16 protein-coding genes and 1 pseudogene are annotated in these 21,197 nt (G+C 71.9%); 8 read left to right on the top strand and 9 right to left on the bottom strand.

Going from position 1 to position 21,197, the window contains the following annotated elements:
• Window positions 1-8: 8 nt before the first annotated feature.
• Both OPF83_RS07815 and OPF83_RS07810 read right to left on the bottom strand, forming a co-directional pair.
• The gene (locus tag OPF83_RS07815) at window positions 9-1,094 is read right to left on the bottom strand and encodes an acyl-CoA dehydrogenase family protein (RefSeq protein ID WP_264886788.1); all 1,086 of its coding nucleotides are present in this window, start codon (window positions 1,092-1,094) and stop codon (window positions 9-11) included.
• The gene (locus OPF83_RS07810) at window positions 1,094-2,245 is read right to left on the bottom strand and encodes an acyl-CoA dehydrogenase family protein (protein WP_264886786.1); all 1,152 of its coding nucleotides are present in this window, start codon (window positions 2,243-2,245) and stop codon (window positions 1,094-1,096) included. Before OPF83_RS07810 ends, OPF83_RS07815 begins: the two co-directional genes overlap by 1 nt.
• A 130-nt stretch (window positions 2,246-2,375) precedes the next feature.
• On the opposite strand from OPF83_RS07810, the gene OPF83_RS07805 reads away from it, so the two are divergent.
• Window positions 2,376-3,128 (top strand): IclR family transcriptional regulator, encoded by a 753-nt coding sequence (locus OPF83_RS07805; protein ID WP_264886785.1) that lies wholly within the window; start codon window positions 2,376-2,378, stop codon window positions 3,126-3,128.
• Between the two features lie 10 nt (window positions 3,129-3,138).
• On the opposite strand, the gene OPF83_RS07800 is transcribed toward OPF83_RS07805, so the two are convergent.
• Entirely contained in the window at window positions 3,139-3,954 is an 816-nt protein-coding gene (locus OPF83_RS07800; protein WP_264886784.1) for a crotonase/enoyl-CoA hydratase family protein, read from the bottom strand.
• Between the two features lie 478 nt (window positions 3,955-4,432).
• Window positions 4,433-5,050 carry a response regulator transcription factor gene (locus tag OPF83_RS07795; protein ID WP_264886782.1) on the bottom strand — a complete coding sequence of 206 codons (618 nt, stop codon included), beginning with the start codon at window positions 5,048-5,050 and terminating at the stop codon, window positions 4,433-4,435.
• Window positions 5,051-5,196: 146 nt separating this feature from the next.
• On the opposite strand from OPF83_RS07795, the gene OPF83_RS07790 reads away from it, so the two are divergent.
• Window positions 5,197-5,475, top strand: a complete 279-nt coding sequence (locus tag OPF83_RS07790; protein ID WP_264886780.1) for a WhiB family transcriptional regulator — start codon at window positions 5,197-5,199, stop codon at window positions 5,473-5,475.
• A gap of 34 nt (window positions 5,476-5,509) precedes the next feature.
• Here OPF83_RS07790 and OPF83_RS07785 read toward each other — a convergent pair whose 3' ends face one another.
• The 3 genes from OPF83_RS07785 to OPF83_RS07775 are packed head-to-tail and all read right to left on the bottom strand — an operon-like array spanning window position 5,510 to window position 11,336.
• The gene (locus OPF83_RS07785) at window positions 5,510-6,973 is read right to left on the bottom strand and encodes an NAD-dependent succinate-semialdehyde dehydrogenase (protein WP_264886779.1); all 1,464 of its coding nucleotides are present in this window, start codon (window positions 6,971-6,973) and stop codon (window positions 5,510-5,512) included.
• Entirely contained in the window at window positions 6,970-10,032 is a 3,063-nt protein-coding gene (locus tag OPF83_RS07780; protein ID WP_375546232.1) for an FAD-binding and (Fe-S)-binding domain-containing protein, read from the bottom strand. Before OPF83_RS07780 ends, OPF83_RS07785 begins: the two co-directional genes overlap by 4 nt.
• Before the next feature lie 17 nt (window positions 10,033-10,049).
• The gene (locus tag OPF83_RS07775) at window positions 10,050-11,336 is read right to left on the bottom strand and encodes an aspartate aminotransferase family protein (RefSeq protein WP_264886778.1); all 1,287 of its coding nucleotides are present in this window, start codon (window positions 11,334-11,336) and stop codon (window positions 10,050-10,052) included.
• A 76-nt stretch (window positions 11,337-11,412) separates the two neighbouring features.
• Between OPF83_RS07775 and OPF83_RS07770 the strand changes: the two genes are divergently transcribed.
• Window positions 11,413-12,381, top strand: coding sequence for a D-2-hydroxyacid dehydrogenase (locus OPF83_RS07770; protein WP_264886776.1), 969 nt, complete (start codon window positions 11,413-11,415; stop codon window positions 12,379-12,381).
• 84 nt (window positions 12,382-12,465) lie between these two features.
• Entirely contained in the window at window positions 12,466-13,329 is an 864-nt protein-coding gene (gene thpD, locus OPF83_RS07765; RefSeq protein ID WP_264886775.1) for an ectoine hydroxylase, read from the top strand.
• 29 nt (window positions 13,330-13,358) lie between these two features.
• On the opposite strand, the gene OPF83_RS07760 is transcribed toward thpD, so the two are convergent.
• Complete coding sequence (locus OPF83_RS07760) at window positions 13,359-14,273, bottom strand: LysR family transcriptional regulator (RefSeq protein ID WP_264886774.1); 915 nt, start codon at window positions 14,271-14,273, stop codon at window positions 13,359-13,361.
• A gap of 175 nt (window positions 14,274-14,448) precedes the next feature.
• Between OPF83_RS07760 and OPF83_RS07755 the strand changes: the two genes are divergently transcribed.
• Window positions 14,449-15,696, top strand: coding sequence for a Glu/Leu/Phe/Val dehydrogenase dimerization domain-containing protein (locus tag OPF83_RS07755; protein ID WP_264886773.1), 1,248 nt, complete (start codon window positions 14,449-14,451; stop codon window positions 15,694-15,696).
• A 4-nt stretch (window positions 15,697-15,700) separates the two neighbouring features.
• Here the strand turns inward: OPF83_RS07755 and kstR are convergent, their stop codons facing one another.
• Window positions 15,701-16,456, bottom strand: a complete 756-nt coding sequence (kstR, locus tag OPF83_RS07750) for a cholesterol catabolism transcriptional regulator KstR (RefSeq protein WP_264886772.1) — start codon at window positions 16,454-16,456, stop codon at window positions 15,701-15,703.
• A gap of 184 nt (window positions 16,457-16,640) precedes the next feature.
• On the opposite strand from kstR, the gene OPF83_RS07745 reads away from it, so the two are divergent.
• From OPF83_RS07745 to OPF83_RS17395, 3 genes and pseudogenes are all read left to right on the top strand, one after another.
• Window positions 16,641-18,812 carry an acyl-CoA dehydrogenase gene (locus OPF83_RS07745; RefSeq protein ID WP_264886771.1) on the top strand — a complete coding sequence of 724 codons (2,172 nt, stop codon included), beginning with the start codon at window positions 16,641-16,643 and terminating at the stop codon, window positions 18,810-18,812.
• Window positions 18,813-18,851: 39 nt separating this feature from the next.
• Window positions 18,852-19,874 (top strand): annotated as a pseudogene (locus OPF83_RS17400) (acyl-CoA dehydrogenase family protein); the annotation flags it as partial.
• Between the two features lie 102 nt (window positions 19,875-19,976).
• Entirely contained in the window at window positions 19,977-21,194 is a 1,218-nt protein-coding gene (locus tag OPF83_RS17395; protein WP_309297758.1) for an acyl-CoA dehydrogenase family protein, read from the top strand.
• The last annotated feature ends 3 nt before the right edge of the window (window positions 21,195-21,197 follow it).

The following is a 21,197-nucleotide window of genomic DNA, read 5'->3' as shown; positions in this document are numbered from 1 at the left end:
GGATCGGCCTAGGCGCCGGTCACAGCGTCGAGCCATGCCGAGCCGGTCCCGTCGACGGGGGCGCCCTCGACGATCATCGGCCAGGCTCCGTCCATCCCACCTGCGACGGCGGCACGGCTGAGGAACCCCTCCCAGAACGCGGCCGAACCGAACTCCGACCGCCACTGGAGCGCGGGGAGGGTGAGCCGGTGCAGGGTGTGTTCGTGCGTCGTGCCGATCGCGCCGTGGACCTGGTGCGCGTTGCGCACGGCGACGCCCAGCGCCTGTGAGACGACGCTCCGGGCCACGGCCACGCGGAATCCGGACTGCTCGCCGGCGAGGTCCTCGGTCAGGGCGTCGACGAGCGCGGTATCCACGGCGGCGCGGGACAGGACGGACTCGGCGGCGATGTCCACGACCATGTTCTGCACGGACTGGAACTTCGCCAGGGCCCGACCGAACTGGTTCCGCTCGGTGGTGTGGGCGATCGACGAGGCGAGCATCCCGTCCATCGCGCCGACGCACTGGAGGGCGCGGGCGAGGGCACCGCGCAGGACGTGGGTCTGGACCGCCGAGGCGGGGATCGGAACCCACTGGTGGTCGCCGTCGGCGGTCACGGTGCCGGTGGGGACTGCGGAGATGCCCTCGGTTGTGACGACGACGAGGTGGTCGGTCGCCACGTCGGCGACCTCGTAGCCGTCAGCTGCCCGCCGGACGCACAGGACGGTCGCGGTGGCGCCGGCCCAGGGCACGCGGTGCGCCGTGCCGTCGGACCCGAGGACGGCGACTGTCGCGGTCTGCCCGGACGAGTCGTCCAGGCCGGCAGCGCGGCGGAGGGGGCCGGCGAGCAGGTCGGTCTCGGCGAATGGGACGGCCACACCGGCGGCCGCGAGCGTCCGCAGGAGGGCCGCGGCCGCGGTCCAGCCCGCGCCGCTGCCTCCGGATTCCTCCGGCGCGGTGAGTCGGGCGAGGCCGACCTCGGTCAGCGTGGCCCACACCGTATCCGGGTCGGGCTCGACGTCGGGGCCGGAGAACCCGGAGACGAGGTCGTCCATGAGGCTCTGCAGGTCGGGGTCGACTCCGAGGTTGATCCCGGTGGTGTTCGACGTGGTCATCAGCGCATCCCCAGTCCCCGCGCGATCACGCCGCGCAGGATCTCGTTGGTTCCGCCCCGGAGCGTGAAGCCCGGGCGTTGGTGTAGTCCTGCACGCAGGAGGGCATCGAATTCTCCGGGCGCCGAGGGCGTCTCGTCGCCGAGCCCGGCGGAGACCGCGTCGACGAGGTCCCCCTCGGTCGCGGTGCCGAGCAGTTTGACCAGGGCCGCCGCGGTGTCGGCCTGCTCGCCCCGCTGCAGGGCTCCCGCGATGTTCTGGCTCAGGGCGTGGAGGCCGGCCATCCGCGCGACGGATCGGCCGAGGTCGGTCCGTTCAGGGACCCTGCCGGTGTTGATCGCACCGATCTCCGCGGCGAGGAGTCGGAACGAGGACAGGAACCGCTCGGGTCCGCTGCGTTCGAAGGCGAGCTCGCCGTTGACCTGCTCCCAGCCGTTGCCCGGGGTCCCGAACACGCGGGAATCGGGGACAAAGACCTCGTCGAGGATGACCTCGTTGAAGTGATGGTCTCCGGACAGCGAGACGATGGGGCGGATGGTGACGCCCTCGGCGCGGAGGTCGACGATGAACTGGCTCAGGCCGGCGTGCCGGTTGCTCGTGTCGAGGGGTTCGGTGCGGGCCAGTGCGATGAACGCCTCCGCGTGCTGGGCGCCGGACGTCCACACCTTGGTCCCGGTGATGGTCCAGCCGCCGTCGACGCGCACGCCCCGGGTGCGCACGCTCGCGAGGTCGGAGCCGGAGTCGGGCTCGCTCATGCCGATCCCGAAGCAGCAGTCTCCGGCCGCGATGCGCGGCAGGAACTCCTGCTTCTGCTCCTCGGTGCCGTACCGCAGGAGAGACGGAGCGATCTGACGGTCGGCCACCCACTGGGCCGCGACCGGGGCGCCCACGGCGAGGAGCTCTTCGGTGATGACGAAGCGCTCGAGGTGTGTGCGGCCACGTCCGCCGTACTCCTCGGGGATCGTCATTCCGACCCACCCGCGATCGGCCAGGCGCCGGGTGAACGCCTCGTCCCATCGGGTGAGCCACGTGTCGATCCACGGGGTGAAAGCGCCCGCGGCGATCTCGCTGGCGAGGAACTCCCGCACCTGACCGCGGAGTTCCCGCGTCTGCGGGGTCTCCACGGTCGTGGGCGGAGCAAAGGTGGTACTCATCGGTTCTCCTGCTGGTGAGGGCTGCTGTGGCCGCGTGATGTCACTATGGCACCATTCACACTATTACGCAATACAGCATGTTATTACGGATTTAAGTAACTACGGGTTCCGGCTTGGTAGGCTCGCACCCATGACCACCACTGCTGGGCTCGATGCCCAGATCCCGGAACGGCCACGACATCGGATGGTCGACAGGGTGGCGTCGATCCTCGAGGCGGTCGCCCGGTCCGGATCCGGAATGACGCTCACGGCGATCGCCAAGGCGCTCGGCGCGCCGGTCAGTTCCACACAGGGACTCGTCAACGGTCTGGTGGCCACCGGGTACCTGGATGAGCGGGACCGGGTCTACACCCTCGGGATGGCGCCGTACCTGCTCAACGTGATCGCGGGTCGCCCTCCCGTAACGCAGGTGCCCCATGAGGCGCTCGAGGCGATCAACAAGGAGACCGGGATGGTCACCGTGCTCTCCGCCGCGGTGGGCGACGACCTCTTCTATGTCGATCACGTCTCGTCCGACCCCGCGTTCGCCTACCTCGCCGAGAACCGCCTGCGGCGCTCGTTGCTCCGGACGTCGGCCGGGTGGGTTCTGCTCGCGGCGCGGGAGAACCGGGACCTCTGGGCCTACCTCAATGCCCGCCCGGAGGGGGATTCCAGCCGTGTCGAGGCTTTTCTCGAGGCGCTCTCGGAGATCCGAGAGACCGGGATCTGCGCCGCACCGCACGCCGCCGAGAAGGGCGCTGACGGCGTGTCGGTCGCGGTGACCGAGCGGGGCTGCACGATCGCCGCGGTGGGCGTCATCGGTTCCCGTGCCGAGATCGATGAGCGACGTGACGACCTGGTGGAGATCCTCGGCCGCCACGTCGCCACCTGGCAGCTCGACTGACCGCGCGCGGTCAGCGCCCCTCGTAGTTCCCCGGTCGCTTTTCGCCGAACGCGGCGAGCGCCTCGCGGTGGTCCGCAGTGTGGTGGGCCAGAGCCTGCATGGCCGCGGAGAGCTCGAGGAGGGACTCCAGGGATTGGTGCTGGGATTCGCGGAGGAGTTTCTTGGCCATCCGGACCGAGTGCGGCGGGTTCTTGGCCACTCGCGCGGCCAGCTCACGGGCCGCGCCCATCAGTTCCTCGGGCTCGACGACCCGGGAGACCAGCCCCCAGTCGAGCGCGGTCGCGGCGTCCACGCGGTCGCCGGTCAGTGCCATCTCGGCCGCGCGGGCAGGGCCCACGGCCTTGGTCAGCAGCCACGCGCCGCCGTCGCCGGGGATGATGCCCAGCTGGACGAAGCTCTCGGCGAACCACGCCCTGCTCGACGCCACCCGGAGGTCACACATGAGGGTGAGATCGCAGCCCGCGCCGACGGCCGGGCCGTTCACTGCGGCGATCACGGGTACCTCACAGTGGTAGAGCGCGCGCGGGATTCGCTGGATGCCGTCGCGGTAGCCGCCGCGCACCTCGTAGGGGCTCCCCCCGAACATTCCGCTGCGGTCGACCATGTGCTTGACGTTGCCGCCCGCGGAGAATGCGGAACCGGCGCCGGTGAGGATGACGGCACGCACGTCGGGGTCGGCGTTGACGACGAACACCCGGTGGACGAGCGCCTCGATCACACGGTCGTCAGAGATGGGATTGCGAGCGTCCGGCAGGTTGATGGTCCAGGTCTCGATGTGATCGGCGCGGTCGATCAGCAGCGCATCATCGGAGGTGTTCTCTGTCATCGTCATTCCTTTGCAGGGGAGGGTTGGAGTGGGTGTCGGAGTGGGTCGGTCGGGTCGGCTCAGGTCACATTGTCTCCGGGATCCAGAGCACGATGCCGGGGAATATGAGGAACAGCAGGGCGACCGCCAGCATGGCGATCACGTACGGGAACGCGCCGCGGAAGACCTGCTCGGCCCGGCGACCGTCGACGCCGCGCGACGGGCTGTGGTCCGCCGGGCTGTACCGCGGATCGGACGAGGGGGCGTCTCATGAGAATCCTTAACTAGGGAACCCACTACGCATATACGTAGCAAACGGGACGTGGAAAGACTATGTCGTGACGCGAGTCACTGTCAATCCCGCTGGGCGGGATTGCTCGATACGACGACGTGGGCACTACGCGCGAGGAGCGCGTTCGCCACCGGAGGAATTTCGACAGGCCAATGCCCCGGCTCGGGGCGTGCGGGCGGGGACTGCCAGCCGGGCTCCTGCCCGGGGTCAGTGCGAGGGCTCGAGCCCGTTCCGCATCCCCCACGCCACGGCCTGTGCCCGCGTGGTGACCCCGATTTTCCGGTAGGCCTCACGGATGTACGACTTTACGGTGTTGGGCGAGAGGTAGCGCGACCGGGCGATCTCCTCGTTGGAGTAGCCCCGCACGATGAGTGAGAGCATCTCGGCCTCGCGGGGGCTCAGGCCCACGCCTTCGGCGGGCCAGTGATCGCCGGCGACGCCACCGTCCCGCGCGCCGAGGTCCACCACGCGATGCCCGCCGGCGATCGCCTCGATCCCCTCGACGAGCGCCTCGGCGGGAAGTGACTTGGCCAGGAAGCCGCCGGCGCCCGCGGCAAGTGAGTCCTCCACGGCCCTCGGGTCGGTCATGAACGAGTAGACGGCCACGGCGCCTACCCGTGAGTCCGCAGCCAGTTCTGTCAGCTGCGCCTGCCAGTCCAGGGGAGCGGCGAACGTGTCGAACAACGCCACGTCAACGGCGAGGTCGGGATTCGTCCGCAGTTGTGTCTCCACGACCAGCACCCGTTCGGCGAACGGGGCCAACAGCGCGCGCACGCCGGCCACCACGATGTCGTAGTCGTCGATAACGCACACGCTGACCGGCATGGGGCAAAGGTAGCAGCGCACGGCATGCGCATTTCCGGGGGCGTGCCGTGGCCTGCCCGGCCGGCCGTCGATCACACCCCTGGGGGTGTGCCGGGGGCCCGCCACTCTGGCAGAAGGTTGATCTCGCAACGGAGGAGATGGCCTGGATGACACCGCCGACGGGGATCCGCCGGATCGACGAACGATGGGAATGGACAGATCACGGGCATTGTCAGGAGTTGCCGGATCTGTTCTACAACTCCGAGGACGAGCCCAAGCGGGTGCGCCGCCGGAAGGAGGCAGTCGCCAAGAAGATCTGTGCCGGCTGCCCTGTCCTGGCCGAGTGTCGCGAGCATGCCGTGGCCAACGGTGAGTTATATGGCGTCTGGGGCGGCCTGACCGAGATCGAACGTCACCGTCTGGCTGGCCGGGTCCGCACCGGCTGACCCCGCGGCCGACGCGGCGGGCGCCGGCCCCGCGTCAGCGCACCGGGATCGCGACGAGCTTGGTCTCGAGGAACTCCTCGATCCCGGTCGTCCCGCCCTCGCGACCCAACCCCGACTGCTTGATGCCGCCGAACGGCGCCGCCGGGTTGGAGACCACGCCGACGTTGACGCCGACCATCCCCGCCTGCAGCCGCTCGGACATCGTCATCGCGCGGTCGAGATTCTCGGTCATGACGTACGAGACCAGCCCGAACTCGGTGTCGTTGGCCAGCTCGACGGCCTCATCGTCGGTGTCGAAGGGGATCAGTGCGGCGACGGGGCCGAAGATCTCGGTCGTCATCAGTTCGGACTCGGGCGAGACCCCGGTGATCACGGTGGGCGGGTAGAAAAACCCCGGCCCGTCTCCGCGATTGCCGCCGGTCAGAACCTCGGCGCCCCGCGAGACGGCGTCGTCGACCAGACCCGCGACCTTGGCGACGGCCTTCTCCTCGACCAGCGGACCGACGTCCACGCCGTCCTCGACACCGTTGCCGACGGTGAGCGCGCCCATCTTCTCGGTGAGGCGCCGCCCGAACTCGTCGATCACCGAGCGGTGCACCAGAATCCGGTTGGCGGACGTGCACGCCTCACCCATGTTGCGCATCTTGGCGGCCATGGCGGCGGCGACAGCGGTGTCCATATCCGCGTCCTCGCACACGACGAACGGAGCGTTGCCGCCCAGCTCCATGGACGTGCGCAGCACCCCGCGTGCGCACTGCTCGAGCAGGGTTCTGCCGACGGGGGTGGAGCCGGTGAAGGAGAGCTTGCGGGCGATGCCGGAGTCGATCCACGGCTCCACCACGTCGCCGGGGGAGGTGGTGCACACGACGTTGAGAACGCCGTCGGGCAGCCCGGCCTCGCGCAGCAGATCGATCACGTACAGCGAGGTCAGTGGTGTGAGGTTGGCGGGCTTGAACACCATGGTGCAGCCGGCGGCGATCGCCGGCCCGATCTTGCGGGTGGCCATGGCCAGCGGGAAGTTCCACGGGGTGATGAGGATGCACGGCCCCACGGGCTCGGAGGTGACCATCAGCCGGGTGCTGCCGTCGGGGGATCGGCGGGCGTCGCCGGAGATGCGGCAGGCCTCCTCGGAGAACCAGCGGAAGAACTCGGCGCCGTAGGTCACCTCGCCGCGCGCCTCGGCCAGGGGCTTGCCCATCTCGGTGGTCATGAGCAGCGCCAGCTCGTCGGCGCGGTCGATGAGCAGCTCGTAGGCCCGCCGCAGGATCTCGGCGCGGTCGCGGGCGGGCACCGCGGCCCACGAGGCCTGGGTCCGGCCGGCGACCCGGATCGCCTCGTCGGCATCGGCGGCGGCGCCGTCGGCGAGGGTGGCCACGCGCTCGCCGGTGGCCGGGTTGAGCACGTCGAAGGTCGCGCCGGAGGCGGCGTCGCGCCACTGGCCGTCGATGTGGATACCGGTGCCGAGCGCGGCGACGAGGTCGGTGACGGAGCGGGTCATGGCTTCCTCCTGGGGGCGGGATCGGGAGCGGGGTCGGGATCGAGCAGTTCGAACAGGTGGCGCCCGGCGCGACGGCCGACGTCCGGGTCGCGCGCGGCGAGGTGGTCGACCTGGGCGGTGCACGAGAACCCGTCGGTGAGCACGGGCGCGTCGGGGTCGGCGCGCAGGGCGGGGGCCAGGGCCTGCTCGGCGACGGCGTCGGCGACGTCCTCGTGCCCGGCGGTGAACCCGAAGTCCCCGGCGACGCCGCAGCAGCCGGTGGCCTCGCGCACCGAGCCCACGCCCAGCGAGGTGAGGGTGGCGCGCTGGATCCGGTTGCCGAAGGTGGCGTACTCGTGGCAGTGGGTCTGGACCGTGACGCGGTCGGGGGCGCCGCCGGGCCAGTCGGGGGCGCGACCCTCGGCGGCGAGGTGGCCCAGGTGCTCGGCGGCGGAGCGCACGCGCGCGGCCACGCGCCGGGCGGCCGCCGCGTCGGGGTCGTCGGGATCGTCGGTGTCGCCGAGGAGTGTCGGGAGGTCGCCACGGAGGGTGGCGGCGCAGGAGGGTTCGACGACGACGACGGGGATCTCCTCCCCGCCCGGTCCGCGGATGCCGTCGAGGTGCTGCACGGTCCGGCGCAGGGTGCGGCGGGCGGCGTCGAGGCGGCCGGTGGTGACGTGGGTCAGTCCGCAGCAGTGGCGGGCGCTGCACGCGACGGAGGTGTGCGATCCGCCGAGGACGCGGGCGGCGGCGCCGGCGACGGCGGGCCGCAGTCCCCGGGTGAAGGAGTCGAGGAACAGCACTACCTCGGCGGAGGTCCGCGTCGAGGGGCCCACGCCGGCGGTGTCGACCGACCAGACGCTGTCCGGGGTGCGGTCGAGTTCGGCGCGCAGGGCGGCGGCGGAGGCGAAGCGGGGCAGCTCGCGGCCGGCGGCGATCCCGCCCAGCCTCGTGGCGGCGGCGCGGCCGGCGCGGGTGGACAGGACGGCGTTGAGCGGCCCGGCGATCCGACCGGTCACGCGCAGCCACACCGGCAGCAGGCCGAGGGAGTAATGCACGCGGGGGCGGAGCCGGCCCCGGTACCGGCGGTGCAGGGCCTCGTACTTGAAGGCGGCCATGTCCACGCCGGTGGGGCAGTCCGTGGAGCAGGCCTTGCAGGCCAGGCAGAGATCGAGCGATTCCTCCACGGCCGGGTGGGTGACGGGCAGGGTGCCGCGCACGACCTCCTGCAGCACGCGGGAGCGTCCGCGGGTGGAGTCCTTCTCGTCGCCGGTGGCGCGGTACGACGGGCACATGACGCCGCCGGTGGAGGTGCGGCAGCGGCCGACCCCGATGCAGGCCTGGACCGGGTGGGCGCCGTCGGCGGAGGTCAGCAGTCCCAGATCGCGGGGCGGCCTCCGGTCAAGCACGCCGTCCAGGGCGAGGTCGGAGTCCATGGGCCGGGTGCCGCTGAGGCCGCCCGGCGCGAGGATGCCGGCGGGGTCCCAGATCCGGGCGAAGCGGTCGAAGGCGCCCAGTATCTCGGGCGAGTACATGAGGGGCAGCAGCTCGGAGCGGGCGCGCCCGTCGCCGTGCTCGCCGGACAGGGACCCGCCGTGACGGACCGCGAGGTGGGCGGCGTCGGTGCAGAAGGCCCGGAAGACGGCCCGGCCGGCCTCGGTGCGCAGGTCGAAAGTGATGCGGATGTGCATGCACCCGGCGCCGAAGTGCCCGTACATCACCCCGGTGAGCCCGTGCCGGTCGAGCAGCTCGCGGAACTCGGCGAGGTAGTCGGCCAGGCGCTCGGGCGGCACGGCGGCGTCCTCCCAGCCGGGCCAGGACTCGATGGTCCGGCCGGTCGCCGGGTCGGCCAGCCGGGAGCTGAGCCCGGCGCCGTCCTCGCGGACGCGCCACAGGTCGGCGCGGGCCACCGGGTCGGTCACCTGCAGCACCCGGGTCGCGTGCCCGGACCGGGTGAGCTGCTCGGCGAGCCGGGCGATGCGGTCCTCGAGGGCCTCCGCGCCCGCGCCTGCACTGGCCGCCCCGGTGTCGTCGTCGAGCTCGACGAACAGCCACGCCCGCCCATCTGGAAGCTCGGCCACCGAGTCGGCGCCGCGCCGCAGGCGCATGGTCTCCACGATCACCTCGTCCACACCCTCTACGGCCGTGGGGCGGTGGGGGAGGATGAGCGGGACGTCGCGCGCGGCATCCACCACGTCGGCGTAGCCCACCACGAGCAGGCCGGTCCGCGCGGCTCGGGGCACGACCCGCAGCGTCGCCGAGGTGACGACCGCGCACGTGCCCTCCGAGCCCACGAGCGCACGGGCCACGTCGAAGCCCTCCTCGGGTAGTAGGTGCCGCAGGTGGTAGCCCGAGACCTGCCGCGGGAAGCGCCCGAGCTCGGTGCGGATCGCGCCCAGGTGGTCGGCGGCGAGGTCGCGCAGCTCGGTGGTCAGGTGATCGGCGCGGGCGGTGGCCGCGGCGTCGCCGGGGTCGGTGGCCTCGACCCCGCGGCGGGTCGCGGTGAGGCGCAGCCCGTCGGCGGTGACCAGGCGTAGGGCCTCCACGTGGTCGGCGGTGCGGCCGTGGCGGACCGAGTGGTTGCCACAGGCGTCGTTGCCGATCGCGCCGCCGACGCAGGCCCGTGACTGGCTGGAGGGGTCGGGGGCGAAGGTCAGGCGTTCATCGGTGGCGGCGTGGACGGCCGCGCGCAGGTCGGTGAGCACGACCCCGGCCTCGGCGGTCACGGTGGGCACGGCCGCGTCGTCGTCGACGGCGAGCACCCTGCGCATGTGCCGAGACAGGTCCAGCACGAGCCCGCCGCCGATCGCGTTCCCGGCCATCGACGTCCCCCCGCCGCGGGCGGTGGCCGGCACGCCGAGCCGGTGGCACACGGCCAGCGCGGCGGCGACCTCGGCCTCGGTGCGCGGGAACAGCACGGCCGCGGGGACGACGCGGTAGTTGGAGGCGTCGTAGGAGTACTCGGCCAGGCGGCGGGCGTCGGACTCGGGCGCAAGGCCCGCGGCGGCGAGGGCGCTGATCAGTTCCTCGCGGGTGGCGCCGGGCGCGGCGGACCCCGCCGGGGACGTGCCCGCCGTGATGGCCCCCGCCGCGCCCGTCACGACCGGCCCACGACCCGGTGGACGGCGCGGGCCAGGCGCTCGACGCCCGTGTCGACCTCGTCGGCGGTCACCACCAGCGCGGGGATGATCCGCACGACCGAGCCGGTGGGGCCGCAGGTCAGGGTGAGCAGGTCCTCGTCGATGCAGGCCTGCTGGACGGCGGCGGCCAAGCGCGCGCCCTCGGCCGAGGCGGGGCTGCCGGCGGGCGCGGTCGCGTCGCCGAACTCGACGCCGAGCATGAGCCCGGTGCCCCGGATGTCGCAGATCTCACCCACGTCGCCGAGACTACGCCGCAGCCCGTCCAGCAGTTGCGCACCGCGCTCGGCCGCGTTGGCGACCAGGCCCTCGCGCTCGATCACCCCGAGTGTGGCGACGGCCGCCGCAGCCGCCACGGCGTTGCCGCCGTAGGTGCCGCCCTGGGACCCCGGCCACGCCTTGGCCATGATCTCCTCGGGCGCGGCGATGGCGGAGATGGGAAAGCCCGAGGCGATGCCCTTGGCGGTGATGAGGACGTCCGGCACCAGCCCCTCGGTGTGCTGATGGCCCCAGAACTTCCCGGTCCGTCCCACGCCCGCCTGCACCTCGTCGAGCACCAGGAGCGCCCCGTGCGCCGTGGCGCGCTCGCGCAGTCCCTGCAGGTAGCGCGGCGGGACGGCCATGTAGCCGCCGTCGCCGAGCACGGGCTCGATCACGATCCCCGCCAGTTCGCGCGGGTCGATGCGGGTGGCGAGCAGGAAGTCGAGCTCGGCGAGGGCGTAGTCCACGGCCTCGTCCTCGCTCATCTTCAGCCGCAGCGCGTCGGGGTAGGGGGTCTGCGCCACCCCGGCCATGAGCGGGCCGAACCCGGCGGAGAACTTGGTGCCGGCGGTGGTCAGGCTCGCGGCGGCGACGGTGCGCCCGTGAAAACCGCGCTGCACGGTGACGATGTACTGCCGGCCGGTGGCCATGCGCGCCAGGCGCACCGCGGCCTCGACCGCCTCCGAACCGGAGTTGGCGTAGAACACCGAGTCGATACCCGCCGGCAGGTGCTCACCCAGCTTCTCGGTGAGCTCGAGCAGCGGCTGGTGCATGACGGTCGTGTACTGCGCGTGGATGATCGTGGCGCACTGTGCCTGGGCGGCGGCCACCACGTCGGGGTGGCAGTGACCGGTCGAGGTCACGCCGATGCCGGTGGTGAAGTCGAGGTAGTCGCGACCGTCGGTGCCGTGGATCCACGAGCCGGAGGCGTGGTCCACCACGACGGGCGTGGCCTGCTTGAGGACGGGGGACAGGTTCGCGGGCATGCGGCTAGTCTGTGACCGCCGGGCAGGATTGTCAACAATCCGACAACATCTGATTCCGGCGGGTTACGGTGGTCCTATGTCCTCCAGGCCGACTCTCGTGATCCTCACCGCCGACCAGGTGCCCGACCCCGCCGATCTCGCCGCGATCCGCGAGCTCGCCGACGTCCGGATCGCTACCGCCGACACGCTCGCCGCGGCGCTCCCAGGCGCCGAGATCCTCCTGATGTGGGACTTCTTCTCCGGCGCGCTGGCCCCTGCCTGGCCCGCCGCCGACTCCCTGCGCTGGATCCACGCGGCCTCGGCGGGCGTCGACAAGCTGCTCTTCGACGAGCTGCGCACCGCCGACGTGCTCCTGACCAACGCGCGCGGGGTGTACGACGGGCCGATCGCCGAGTACGTGCTGGCGTGCGTGCTGGCCCACGACAAGCGCCTCCACGAGAGCGCCGAGCTGCAGCGCGCAGGCATCTGGCGCCACCGCGAGACCACCCGGGTCGCCGGCCGCCGCGCCCTGGTGGTGGGCACCGGGGGGATCGGCCGGGCCACCGCGCGGCTCCTGCGGGCGGTCGGGGTCCAGGTCACCGGTGCGGGGCGACGACCGCGCGACGACGACGAGGACTTCGGCACCGTCGTGGACTCCGCTCGGCTGGCCGACCATCTCGGGGCCGTGGACCACCTGGTAATGGTGGCGCCGCTGACCGAGGCCACCGAGGGGATGCTCGGGCGGGACGAGTTGGCGGCGCTGCAGGAGGGAGCCCACGTGATCAGCGTGGGCCGCGGGAAGCTGATCGACCAGGACGCCCTGACCAAGGAGATCGCGTCCGGGAGACTGAGCGCTCATCTCGACGTCGTCGTCGTCGAACCCCTACCCCAGGGTGACCCGCTGTGGACCCTGGACGGCGCGCACATCAGCGCCCACATGTGCGGCGACGTGGTGGGCTGGCGCGACACCCTCTCCGAGCAGTTCCTCAGCCACCTGCGCACGTGGTGTGACGGCGGCACGCCCGGCCCGGCGGTCGACAAAACCCGGGGATACGTCAGTAACTGAGCGGTTGTCCGGTCTCCCGGTCGCTCCTACAGTCGGGCCCGAGGGCCCGTGTCACGAGACGGGCCACCGACCGAGAGGAGAGACATGACCCTGGCAGTCGATGCCTACAACACCCGCGTCAGCGGGACACCGGAGATCGTCGACCGACCGGATCCGGTGGTGTGGACCGACGCGCAGGACCCGGAGCTGCACGACTTCGCCGAGCGCGGCTACGTCCAGCGCGAGGCCGCCCTCGACGAGGCGCGCGTAAACGCCTGCCTCGAGGAGCTGCGGCGGATCGGCGACGACCCCGCGATGGCCGACGACCCGCGGGTCATCCGTGAGCGCGGCAGCGAGGCGGTGCGGTCGATCTTCGACGTGCACCTGCTCAGTGACGTGGTGGCCGAGGCCGTCGAGCGCTCCGGCGCCGTGGACCTGGCCCGCGAAATCCTCGGCTCCGAGGTATACGTGCACCAGAGCCGCATGAACTACAAGCCCGGGTTCGCCGGTGGCGCCTTCTACTGGCACTCCGATTTCGAGACCTGGCACGCCGAGGACGGCATGCCGCGCCCGCGCGCCTGCAGCGCCTCGATCGCGCTCACGCCCAACCGCACCTACAACGGGCCGCTCATGATCATGCCCGGCACCCAGAAGTACTTCGTGCAGTGCGCGGGCGAGACGCCGGAGGACTACTACAAGGAGTCGCTGGTGAGCACGGCGCCGCGGATCGGGGTGCCCTCGGAGGAGCACATCGCCGAGCTGTACCGCTCGCACGGCCTCGACGTCCTGACCGGCCCGACCGGGTCCATGACGATGTTCGACTGCAACGCGCTGCACGCCTCCGGCGGCAACATCACGCCGATGCCGCGGGCCAACGTGTTCATCGTGTTCAACAGCGTGGACAACGCGCTGGCCGAGCCGTACGCGGGCACCCCACGCCGGCCGGACTTCCTCGCGCGCCGGCCCTGAGTAGCGCGGGCCGGTCTGAACCGCCCGGCTCAGCCGGCGGGGGGCAGTCCCACGTGCCGGGCGCCCTCGCGGAAGGCCTCGACGAACGCCTGCAGTGACCGCCGGCGGGTGTCGCGCTCGCGGAAGGTGACCGACACGGTGCGCGTGGGCGACTCCACCAGCGGCAACGCCTCCACCCCCTCGGGCGCCGTGACCAGGCCCAGGTCCGAGGCCACGGTCACGCCCAGCCCGGCGGCGACCAGCGCCAGCGCGGTGGACTGCTCACCCGCCTCGTGCCGCACCTGCGGGTCGAAGCCGTGCTCGCGGCACGCGATCCGGACCGCGCGGCCGAAGTGCGAGCGCGGGCTGGCGATGATCCACGGCGCGTCCTCGAGGTCGGTCAGCGAGACCTGCGCTGCCCGGATCGTCCCGCGCGGCACCACCGCGTGGAGGGCCTCCACGGCGATCGGCACGCGGACGAGCTCGGGCACCCGGGCCATGGGGTAGCTGGAGTAGTCCAGCACGAACGACAGGTCCAGCGAGCCGTCGCGGACCGCGCCGGTGGTGTCCTCCGGGGCCAGCTCGCGGGTCCGCACGCCGATCTCCGGATGCTCGCGGCCCAGCACCACCAGGCCCGCGGGCAGCAGGGTGGTGGCCACCGACGCCCACACCCCGGCCTTCAGCGTGGTGGTCCCGCCGTCCCGGGCCGAGGCCATGGCGTGGGTGGCATCCTCGACCGCGCCCATAATGGTTCGGGCGTGACCGGCCAGCAGCAGCCCGGCCTCGGTCAGCACCAGGCCCCGCCCGCGGCGCTCGAACAGCGACGTCCCCGCCTCCCGCTCCAGCAGCGCGAGCTGCTGGGAAACCGCCGACACCGTGTAGTTCAGGGCATCCGCCACCGCAGTGACGGTACCCCGGCGCTCCAGTTCGTGGAGCAACCTCAGACGGTGCAGCGACAGCTCCATGACCCGAGGGTAGGAGGAACCGCACGGACCGTGTAGGAAAACTGAACGATGGCCTCCAGCAATCCTCGCTGGACCCCCGCAAATACCCGCCGCATGCTGGAGGAACGACCCCCGGAGAAGCCGCGGGGACGGCAGTCGCCGGGCAGGCGACGACCACCGCGAGGAGGCGAGCACCATGACGTCGATCGAGATACCGTGCACGGCAGGGACCCCGGCCACGAACCCGGGCACCGGCGGGGCGACGGCGGCGCCCGTCGCGTCACCGGCCGCCTCCACGCGGGAGCCGTACCTGCGGCTGCACTGGGAGGACGACCGCACCGACGCGCGCGGCTACCTGGTGGTGGACACCCTCGTCGGCGGCCTGGCCACCGGCGGCACCCGCATGCGCGCCGGCTGCACCCTGCGCGAGGTGGAGGACCTGGCCCGCGGCATGACCCGCAAGACCGCCGCGTTCGACCTGCCTGTGGGCGGCGCCAAGGGCGGCATCGACTTCGACCCCAAGGACTCCCGGGCCGTGGACGTGCTGGCCCGTTTCTGCGAGGCCATGCACCCCTTCCTCGACCGGCACTGGGTGACCGCCGAGGACCTGGGCGTGACGCAGCAGCTCATCGACGAGGTGTTCGCGCGACTCGGGATGCGCCAGTCTTACCACGCGGCCATCGAGCGTTCGGCCGACTGCGCGGCCACCACCGAGCGCATCTACCGCGGCCTGAACGCCGAGGTCCCGGGCGGCCTGCTCGGCGACGTGATCGGCGGGTACGGCGTGGCCCAGGCCTGTCTGGCCGCCGCGAGCGTGCGCGACTGGGACATCGAGCGCACCACCGTGGCGATCCAGGGCGTGGGCACCATGGGCGGCGGCGCCGCCTGGTACCTGCACGAGGCCGGGATGCGGGTCGTGGCACTGGCGGATGCGGCCGGCACCCTCTATGACCCGGCGGGCCTGGACGTGCCCGCCCTGCTGGCGACCCGCGACCGCTACGGCGAGATCGACCGCGCCGCGGTGCCCGCCCGGGTACAGGTCCTGGACCGGGAGCGGATCCTGGAGACGGACGTCGACGTGCTGGTCCCCGCGGCCGTCTCGTACGCGATCACCGCCGAGAACTGCGCCCGGATCACGGCGCCGGTCATCGTAGAGGCCGCCAACGCCGCGACCACCGCCGACGCCGAGCTCGACCTCACGGCCCGCGGGATCGCCGTGGTGCCCGACTTCGTGGCCAACGCCGGCGCCGTGGCGTGGGCCTGGTGGCTCATTCTCGGCGAGGTCGACGAGCGCGCCGAGACCTCGTTCCTTCGGCTCGGACGGGCGATGACCACCAAAGTCTCTGACCTGATGACCGGGTGGAGCCCAGCCGACGGCCCGCTGCGGTGGACCGCCGACGTCTCGGGCGTGGTGCGGGACGTGCCGCCGGTGGTGGTCCCGTAGCGGGTCAGGCCAGCGCGGTGGCCGGCGGCGAGTCCTCGTCGCCGGCCACGTCGCGTTCGGCGCCGTTGCCGTTGCCGTTGCCGTTCCCGAGCGCCGAGTGCAGGCTCGCCCGGCGCGGGGTGTCGTCGGTGCCCAGCAGTAGGTCGATGGTCAGGCCGAGGCGGTAGTTCACGTCGGCGGCGGTCGAGCGGCGGGTGAGCCACGAGACCAGGTTGGACATCCACACGTCCGAGACCACGCGGGCGATCGACAGCTGCATCTCGCCGGGGGTGCCGTCGGCCATGGCGCGGGCGATGATCCGGTCCATGTGGAAGCCCACCTCCTCGACCTCGTTGGCCACGGAGGCGTCGGCGAACATGAAGGCGCGCGTCATGGCCTCGGTGAGTCTGGGGTCGCGCTGCATGGACTTGGTGATCATGTCCACCACGACCTTCATCCGCTCCTGGGCGCTGTCCCCGGGCGGTGCGGAGCGCTCGGTGCGCTGGTCCAGGCGGCGGAACTCGCGGGCGAGTGCCGAGACGAGCAGGTGCACCTTGGACGGGAAATAGCGGTAGAGGGTGCCCACCGCGACTTCGGCCTTCTCGGCGACAGCACGCATCTGGACCGCCTCGTAGCCACCCTTGGAGGCCAGTGCGAGGGTGGCGTCGAGGATGCGGCGCCGGCGTTCCCGCTGTGAGGAGGTGGTGGGCTCTTCGGGGCGTGCGGCGTTCTTGTCGGACGCGCCACCGCCGGATGCGGTGTCGGTCGAGCTCTTGGTCATGGATTGAACACCTTTGTGCGCTGGGCTGATCGGGGCCCGGTTGTGCGTTTCGGGCCGTGCTGATGCATTCTAGAACACGTTTCCTAGAACAGGTTCTATTATGTCGGGCGAGGGCGCGATCCGACGAGCGCGTGCCGCCACCCGAAACCCGCAAACCGCAACCCGTCGTGCCGAGGAGCAATACGTGAGCATCGCCACCACCCCGGATCAGACCGAGATCCAGAGTTCGATCAAGGCCTGGGCGAAGACCGCAGAACCGGTGACCACGGTACGCGCCCAGGAGACCGATCCCGACGCGTGGAAGGCGCTGTGGCCCCAGCTCACCGAGCTCGGGCTGTTCGGAGTGGCGGTCGCCGAGGAGCACGGTGGCGCCGGCGCGGAGATCGTGGACCTGGCCTGCATGCTCGAGACCGCCTCCGCGACCATGGCCCCGGGACCGGTCCTCTCGACAGCCCTGGCGGGCGTCCTCGTCTCCCGTGCCGGTGGTCCGATCGCCTCCGCGCTCGGTGAGCAGATCGCCGAGGGTGCCCTGCCCGTGGGCGTCTGCCTGGGCTTCGGCGTGGACACCCTGGACGCCTCCGGAGCGGTGACCGGCGACCCCGGCATCGCCTATGGCGGGACCGTGGACGGCGGCCTGCTGCTGCCCGTCGAGGTCTCCGGACACACCCGCTGGGCCCTGCTGGAGCCCGGCACCGCGGGAGTGACCATCACCCCGTCGACCCCCTACGACATCTCCGCGTCGATCGCGCGGGTCTCGCTGGAGGACGTGACCGTCCCGGCGGACCGCATCCTCGACGGCATCACGACCGCGCACGTCCACCACCTGTTCGTCACCCTCGCCGCGGCCGAGGCCGCCGGCGTCGCGGACTACACGCTGACCACGGCCGTCGAGTACGCCAAGATCCGCGAGCAGTTCGGCCGCACCATCGGCTCGTTCCAGTCCATCAAGCACATGGCCGCCGACATGCTGTGCCGCACCGAGCAGGTCCGCGCCCTGGCGTGGGACGCCGCCGTGGCCGCCGAGGAGCTCACGAGCGACGACTCCGAGCTCCCCGTGGCCGCCTCGGTCGCCGGTGCGCTCGCGTTCGACAACGCGGTGACCAACTCGCAGGACTGCATCCAGATCCTCGGCGGCATCGGCTTCACCTTCGAGCACGAGGCCCACTTCTACATGCGTCGAGCGGGCGCCCTGCGCCAGGCAATCGGCGGCGCCGCCCGCTGGCGCCGCTCGCTGGCCGACCTCACTCTGGCCGGACAGCGTCGCCACCTGGACATCGACCTGTCGGAGATCGACGGGATCGACGCCAAGCGCGCGGAGATCAAGGCACTCGTGGAGAAGGTCGCGGCCGTCGAGGGCGACGACCGCAAGCAGGCCCTGGCCGACACCGGCCTGTTCATGCCACACCTGCCCGAGCCGTGGGGCCTGGGCGCCACCCCGGCGGTGCAGCTCCTCATCGACGAGGAGCTCGAGGCCGCGGGCGTGACCCGCCACGACATCACCATCGGCGGCTGGGCCGTGCCGACCGTCCTGCAGGCCGCGCCGGAGCACGCCGAGCTGCTGGTGCGCGACACCATGGCCGGCAAAATCAAGTGGTGCCAGCTGTTCTCCGAGCCCGGCGCCGGCTCCGACCTGGCCGCCCTGCGCACGACCGCCGAGAAGGTCGACGGTGGCTGGAAGCTCAACGGTCAGAAGGTGTGGACCTCTCTGGCCCGCGAGGCCGACTGGGCGATGTGCCTGGCCCGCACGGACAAGGACGCGCCCAAGCACAAGGGCATCACCTACTTCCTGGTGGACATGCGCTCCGAGGGCATCCGCACCTCGCCGCTGCGCGAGATCACCGGCGAGGCCCTGTTCAACGAGGTGTTCCTCGAGGACCTGTTCGTGCCCGACGAGTTCCAGATCGGCACCGCGGGCGACGGGTGGAAGATCGCCCGCACCACCCTGGCCAACGAGCGCGTGGCCATGGGCGGTGGTTCCTCACTCGGTGACGCCGCCGAGGAGATCATCGGCCTCATCGAGGCCGCCGGTGTCGCAGGTGACGCCCTGGTCCTGGACGAGCTCGGTAAGCACATCGCCGACGGCGTCGTGGGCAGCCTCCTCGACCTGCGCACCGCGCTGCGGAGCCTGGCGGGATCCGGCCCGGGCGCCGAGTCGAGCGTCCGCAAGATCGTCGGTGTCCGCCACCGCCAGGACATCGCCGAGTTCGGCCTCGAGCTCACCGGCACCGGCGGCGTGGAGTTCACCGAGCAGGGCCGGAAGTTCCTCATGGTCCGCTGCCTGTCGATCGCCGGCGGCACCGAGCAGGTCCTCCTCAACGTCGTGGGCGAGCGCATTCTCGGCCTGCCCCGCGACTGACTCACTTCCCCTCCCACTCCCGAACAGGACTGATCCCCCGTGGACTTCACCCGTACCGAGACCCAGGCCGCCGTCGCCGAGGCGGTGGCCGGCGCCCTGACCACCGCGGCCCCTGCCGAGGAGCTGCTCACCGCGCTGCCCAGTAGAAGCGTGGAGGACGCCGGCTACGACGAGCGCCTGTGGGCCTCCTTCGCCTCCTCCGGTCTGCTGTCCCTCGGCCTGCCCGAGGACCTGGGCGGCGACGGCCTGACGGTCGCCGACGTGGCCGTGGTGCTCGAGGAGGTCGGCCGGGCGGGCGTGGTGATCCCGGCCCTGGAGACCCTGGGCTTCGGCGTGCTGCCGATCGTCGCGCTCGGCACGCCGGCGCAGCAGGAGCGACTGCTGTCCGGGATCGAGGACGGCCGGATCCTCACCGCTGCCGTGGCCGAGCCCGGCAGCCCGCTGCCCGCGGCGCCCACCGTGCGACTGGACGGCGGGACGATCAGCGGCACCGTCACCTGTGTCCGTTACGCGGCCCAGGCGCGGTCCGTCCTGGTGCCGGTGACCACCGCCGAGGGTGCGGCCCTCGTCGTCGTCGCCCCCGACGCCCCGGGGGTCACCCTGACCCCCACCCTCGGCTCCCTGGGGGTGCCGGAGTACGCGATGCGGTTCGAGTCCACGCCGGTTGACGACGACGACGTGCTCCGCGGCGGCGGTGACGAGGGCGCCCTCGAGGTGTTCCACCGACTCGTCATCGCGGCGTGCGTCGCGCACGGCGACGGCCTCATCGCCGGTGCGCTGGACATGACCGCCGACTATCTCAAGGGACGTGAGCAGTTCGGCAAGCCCCTGGGCTCGTTCCAGGCGGTGCAGCAGGAACTCGCCGACGTCTACATCGTCTCGCGCACCCTGCACGTGATCGCGCAGTCCGTGGCGTGGCGGATCACCGAGGGGCTGACCGGTGAGTCCGACCGCTACGAGACCGACCCGACCATCGGCGCGTACTGGCTCGCCGCCGAGGGGCCGCGCGCGGTGCAGGTCCTGCACCACCTGCACGGTGGCGTCGGCGTGGACATCACCTACCCGATGTTCCGGTACTCCTCGGCGGTCAAGGACCTGGCCCGCTTCGTCGGCGGCCCGCGCCTGCAGCTCACCGGACTCGGCGAGGCCGTGGCGGCCGATCCCGTGGACAGCGTCGGTACCGGCGGCGAGTCGGTAGCCGACCACGGCGAGGCGTTCATCGACCTGACCCCCGCCCAGCGCGCGCTCCAGGCGGAGCTGCGCGAGTACTTCTCCACGCTCATCTCGCCCGAGGAGGCCGCCGACATCGGCACCACCCGCCACGGGAAGACGTACGAGGAGATCATCAAGCGGATGGGCCGCGACGGCTGGCTCGGCGTGGGCTGGCCCACCGAGTACGGCGGCAAGGGCTTCGGCCACATCGAGCAGCAGATCTTCACCAACGAGGCCACGCGCGCCGACGTGCCGCTGCCCTCGGTGACCCTGCAGACCGTCGGGCCGACCCTGCAGAAGTACGGCACGGACGTCCAGAAGAAGAAGTTCCTGCCCGGCATCCTCGAGGGCACCGTGCACTTCGCGATCGGCTACTCCGAGCCCGACGCCGGCACCGACCTCGCGTCGCTGCGCACCACCGCAAAGAAGGACGAGGCCACCGGCGACTGGATCATCAACGGTCAGAAGATGTGGACCACCGGCGGCCATCACGCCGACTACATCTGGCTCGCGGCCCGCACCGGCACCCCGGACTCCCGCCACCGCGGTCTGACGATCTTCATCGTCGACACCTCCGACCCGGGCTTCTCGTTCACGCCGATCATCACCTGCGACGGCGCGCACCACGTCAACGCCACCTACTACTCAGACGTGCGCGTGCCCGCCGACATGGTGGTCGGCGAGGTCGACGGCGGTTGGAAGATGCTCACCACGCAGCTCAACCACGAGCGCGTCATGCTCGCCCCCTCCGGGCGGTCCGGTGGCTACTACGACGAGCTGGTTGAGTGGGCCCGCGGCACCGGTCCCGACGGGGTGCGCCACCTGGACCGTCCCGAGGTTCGCGACGGCCTGGCCGAGATCTTCGCGATCGTCCGCCTCAACGAGCTGCTCAACTGGCAGGTCTCCGCGATGGGCGACAACCCGTCGATGGGCGACTCCGCCGCCTCCAAGGTCTTCTCCACCGAGAAGATCCAGCACGTCGGCCGGATCGCCGAGGAACTGCTCGGACGCTTCGGCGATCCGACCGATCCCGCCACCGCGAAGCTGCAGCGCTGGTTCGACATGATGAACAAGCGCAACGTCGTGATCACGTTCGGCGGCGGCGTCAACGAGGTCATGCGAGAGCTGACCTGCATGGGCGGCCTCGGCATGCCCCGCACCGCCCGCTGATCC

The organism is Dietzia sp. NCCP-2495, from assembly GCF_026011735.1.
GTDB lineage: Bacteria > Actinomycetota > Actinomycetes > Mycobacteriales > Mycobacteriaceae > Dietzia.
Note: the sequence above shows the minus strand (reverse complement) of the source record. Positions and strands in the feature narration are given on the sequence as shown.